Source organism: Kitasatospora sp. NPDC059803 (assembly GCF_042732255.1).
GTDB lineage: Bacteria > Actinomycetota > Actinomycetes > Streptomycetales > Streptomycetaceae > Kitasatospora.
Genome location: NZ_JBHWIJ010000368.1, coordinates 1 through 4,296, shown reverse-complemented (window position 1 = coordinate 4,296; position 4,296 = coordinate 1). Strand labels below are relative to the sequence as shown.

Genomic DNA, 4,296 nt, shown 5'->3' with positions numbered 1-4,296 from the left:
CCGCCCCGGGGGCGCGGCGCGGGGGGGGGCGCACCTCCCCCGCCGCCCCCCCCCGCCGTTGCCGCGTTTCGCGGCGGGGCCGGCGCCGCGTCGGGCGCCGCGTCCGTCCGCGTGCTCTGGTGGCCGCCTGTGCTGTCTGCGCTGCTCCCGTTCACCCCTACATCATGCTGGAAGCGACGACTCATGCGGCGCGGCGGGCGGCGATCCGTTGTGCGTCCGGCCAACGGACGTCCCGGACCCAGCCGGCCAGCTCGAACCAGCGGATCAGCCGGGCCGAGGAGTCGATCTGCCCGCGCAGCACCCCGTGCCGGGCGGCCGTCGGGTCCGCGTGGTGCAGGTTGTGCCAGGACTCGCCGCAGGAGAGCACCGCCAGCCACCAGACGTTGCCCGAGCGGTCCCGGGAGCGGAACGGGCGGCGGCCGACGGCGTGGCAGATCGAGTTGATCGACCAGGTGACGTGGTGCAGCAGGGCCACCCGGACCAGCGATCCCCAGAAGAAGGCGGACAGCGCGCCCGACCAGGACAGCGTCACCAGCCCGCCGACCAGCGGGGGGAGCAGCAGCGAGATCATGGTCCAGAGCCAGAACAGCCGGGAGATCCGCCGTATGGCCGGATCGCGGACGAGGTCCGGCGCGTACGTGAGCTGCGGGGTCTGCTCCTCGTCGAACATCCAGCCCATGTGCGCCCACCACAGGCCCTTGAGCAGGGCGGGGAGGCTCTCCCCGTAGCGCCACGGCGAGTGCGGGTCGCCGTCCTTGTCGCTGAACCGGTGGTGCTTGCGGTGGTCGGCCACCCAGCGCACCAGCGGGCCCTCGACCGCCAGGCTGCCGGCGATCGCGAGGGCGAGCCGCATCGGGCGGTTGGCCTTGAACGCGCTGTGGGTGAAGTAGCGGTGGTAGCCGACGGTGATGCCGTGGCAGGTGAGGAAGTACATGGCGACGGTGATCGCCGCGTCCGTCCACCCCAGTCCCCACCCCCAGGCCACCGGCACGGCGGCCAGCAGCGCGGTGAACGGCAGGAGGATGAACAGCCCGAGCGCGAGCCGTTCGGCGAGGCCCTGCTTCTCCCCGCCGCGGGTGGCGGACAGCCGGGTGGCGGCGGTGTCGGTGGGATCGGGGGATTCGGTGGGAAGCGCGGCGTTCCCCGCGCTCGGCTCGCCGGCCTTGGTGGTCATGGGCGTCCCTTTGCGGCATCTCTGTGCGGGAGGGAGGAGCGGAGGCTACGTTGGCGTAACCTACGGCATCGTAGGTTGCGCTCCGTGGCGAAGGGAACACGCCGCCGCACGGCGCTTGAGTGAATTCACCCGACTGGATGGATGAACCGGCGGCCCGGCTTGTTCGACCGTTTCCGGCGGATCGGGGCCTGCGGATCGCGGCAGTTGATACCCATGGCCGGGTCGACTCGGGTAGGGTCTGAGCAACCATCCGCCGTGGTGTAATGGCAGCACAGGGCCCTTTGGAGGCCTTTGTCTGGGTTCGAATCCTAGCGGCGGAGCCTCTGCACGCCTCAGGTTCGGGCGTACCGCCGAACCGCCGGTATTGTCGGTGCTGCTCGGCGGACTGTGCGAATGGCGACCGGCCTCGGTCCGGTCCGGGCCCGTTCTGCCCGCTCTGTGAACCGACCGAGGAGCCTCCCCGCATGGGTGCCAATTCGCTTGCCGCCGTTGTCGTGCTCGCCGCCGGTGGCGGGACCCGGATGAAGTCGAACAAGCTGCCCAAGGTGCTGCACGAGGTCTGCGGCCGGTCGCTGGTGGGTCATGCCGTCTCGGCGGCCCGCGAACTGACGCCGGAGCAGCTCGTCGTGGTGGTCGGACACCAGCGGGACCAGGTCCAGGAGCACCTCGCGGCGCACTACCCGGCGGCCCGCCCGGTGGTGCAGGAGGACCAGAAGGGCACCGGGCACGCGGTGCGCACGGCGCTGGAGGCGCTGGCCGCCGACGGCGTGGTGCTGGACGGCACGGTGATCGTCACCGCCGGGGACTCCCCGCTGCTGACCGGGGACACGCTGCGCCGTCTGGCGAAGGCCCACACCGCCCAGGACAACGGGGTCACCGTGCTGACCGCCGTCGTCCCCGAGCCCTTCGGCTACGGCCGGATCCTGCGGGACGAGGACGGCACCGTCGCCGCGATCGTCGAGGAGCGGGACGCCACCGCCGTCCAGCGCTCGATCGCCGAGATCAACTCGGGCGTCTTCGCCTTCGACGCCAAGCTGCTGGTCGAGGCGCTGGCCGAGCTCACCACGGACAACTCGCAGGGCGAGGAGTACCTCACCGACACCCTGGAGATCCTGCGCACCGCCGGGCACCGGGTGGGCGCCGTGGTCGCGGAGGACCACCGGGACATCCTGGGCATCAACGACCGGGTGCAGCTCGCGCAGGCCCGTCGGCTGCTGAACGACCGCCTGCTGGAGCGGGCGATGCGGGCCGGCGTCACCGTGGTGGACCCGGCGACCACCTGGATCGACGTGCAGGTGACGTACGAGCCGGACGCCCTCGTGCTGCCGAACACCCAGCTGCAGGGCGCCACCCACCTGGGCGAGGGCTGCGAGGTCGGCCCGAACTCGACCCTGACCGACACCCTGATCGGCGCCGGCGCCCGTGTGAGCAACACCACGGCGGACCGCGCCGAGGTGGGCGAGCTGGCCACCGCCGGCCCGTACGCCTACCTGCGGCCGGGGGCCAGGCTGGCCCGCAAGGCGAAGGTCGGCACCTACGTCGAGGTGAAGAACTCCGAGCTGGGCGAGGGCGCCAAGGTGCCGCACCTCTCCTACATCGGGGACACCACGATCGGCGAGGGCACCAACGTCGGCGCGGCCTCCGTCACCGTGAACTACGACGGCGTCAACAAGCACCGCACGGTGATCGGTGCGCACTGCCGCACCGGCTCCGACAACATGTTCATCGCCCCGGTGACGATCGGGGACGGCGCCTACACCGCGGCCGGTTCGGTCATCACCACCGACGTCCCGCCGGGCGCGCTCGGAGTGAGCCGGGCGCACCAGCGCAACATCGAGGGCTGGGTGGAGCGCAAGCGCCCGGGGACCACCTCCGCGCAGGCCGCGAAGGCTGCGACGGACGGGGCCGCGGACGCCTGACGGGGCGGGCGGGAGCCCGAGGGCGGTCCCGGGGCGGACGGTTTCTGCGTGGGCGCGTAACCTTGGGGACATACGTGCGCCACTGGGCTTACGGCCCGTGTCCAGGCGTACCGACAATTCCCCCGACCCCTCGTGCGAGCCGGCTGCGCCTGCCCGCACGGGACGACGGGGTTCAGCGTCAGCAACGCGAGGAGACGGTGCAGTGAGCGGGATCACGACGTCGGGTGAGAAGAAACTCAAGCTCTTCTCCGGCCGTGCCCACCCGGAACTGGCGAGGGAGGTGGCCGAGGCGCTCGGGACCGAGCTCGTCCCGACCAAGGCCCTGGACTTCGCCAACGGCGAGATCTACGTCCGCTTCCTGGACTCCGCCCGCGGCGCGGACTGCTTCGTGATGCAGAGCCACACGGCTCCCATCAACCAGTGGATCATGGAACAGCTGATCATGATCGATGCGCTGAAGCGGGCCTCCGCCAAGAGCATCACCGCGATCCTGCCGTTCTACGGGTACGCCCGCCAGGACAAGAAGCACCTGGGCCGCGAGCCCATCTCGGCGCGCCTGGTCGCCGACCTGCTGCGCCAGGCGGGCGCCGACCGGCTGATGGCCGTGGACCTGCACACCGCGCAGATCCAGGGCTTCTTCGACGGCCCGGTGGACCACCTGTTCGCGCTGCCGATGCTGGCGGACTACGTGGGCGGGAGGGTGGACCGCTCCAAGCTGACCATCGTGTCGCCGGACGCCGGCCGGGTGAAGGTGGCCGACCAGTGGTGCGACCGGCTGGACGCGCCGCTGGCGATCATCCACAAGCGCCGCGACATGACCCAGGCCAACACCATCCTGTCGGCCGAGGTCGTCGGTGACGTCAAGGACCGGGTCTGCGTCCTGGTCGACGACATGATCGACACCGCCGGCACGATCTGCGCCGCGGCTGACGCGCTGTTCGACAACGGTGCGGCGGACGTCCTGGTGGCGGCCACCCACGGCGTGCTCTCCGGCCCGGCCGCGGACCGGCTGAAGAACTCGCGGGTCAGCGAGTTCGTGTTCACCAACACGCTGCCGACCCCGGGGCAGATCCAGCTGGACAAGATCACCACGCTGTCCATCGCCCCCTCGATCGCGGCCGCGATCCGCGAGGTGTTCGAGGAGGGTTCGGTCACGAGCCTCTTCGAGGGCGTGCACTGACGAAGCCCGACGGCGGCGGCCCC

At 71.5% G+C, this 4,296-nt stretch carries 3 protein-coding genes and 1 tRNA gene; 3 read left to right on the top strand and 1 reads right to left on the bottom strand.

What is annotated here, in order from left to right; genetic code table 11:
• Nucleotides 1-181: 181 nt before the first annotated feature.
• Nucleotides 182-1,174 carry an acyl-CoA desaturase gene (locus tag ACFV6I_RS35530; protein WP_380345641.1) on the bottom strand — a complete coding sequence of 331 codons (993 nt, stop codon included), beginning with the start codon at nucleotides 1,172-1,174 and terminating at the stop codon, nucleotides 182-184.
• Between the two features lie 249 nt (nucleotides 1,175-1,423).
• Between ACFV6I_RS35530 and ACFV6I_RS35525 the strand changes: the two genes are divergently transcribed.
• The 3 genes from ACFV6I_RS35525 to ACFV6I_RS35515 all read left to right on the top strand — a co-directional run bounded on the left by ACFV6I_RS35525 (nucleotide 1,424) and on the right by ACFV6I_RS35515 (nucleotide 4,273).
• A tRNA-Gln gene (locus ACFV6I_RS35525) sits at nucleotides 1,424-1,494 on the top strand.
• 144 nt (nucleotides 1,495-1,638) lie between these two features.
• Nucleotides 1,639-3,093, top strand: a complete 1,455-nt coding sequence (gene glmU / locus ACFV6I_RS35520; RefSeq protein ID WP_380430022.1) for a bifunctional UDP-N-acetylglucosamine diphosphorylase/glucosamine-1-phosphate N-acetyltransferase GlmU — start codon at nucleotides 1,639-1,641, stop codon at nucleotides 3,091-3,093.
• Nucleotides 3,094-3,295: 202 nt separating this feature from the next.
• Nucleotides 3,296-4,273, top strand: coding sequence for a ribose-phosphate diphosphokinase (locus ACFV6I_RS35515; protein ID WP_063348048.1), 978 nt, complete (start codon nucleotides 3,296-3,298; stop codon nucleotides 4,271-4,273).
• Nucleotides 4,274-4,296 lie beyond the last annotated feature (23 nt).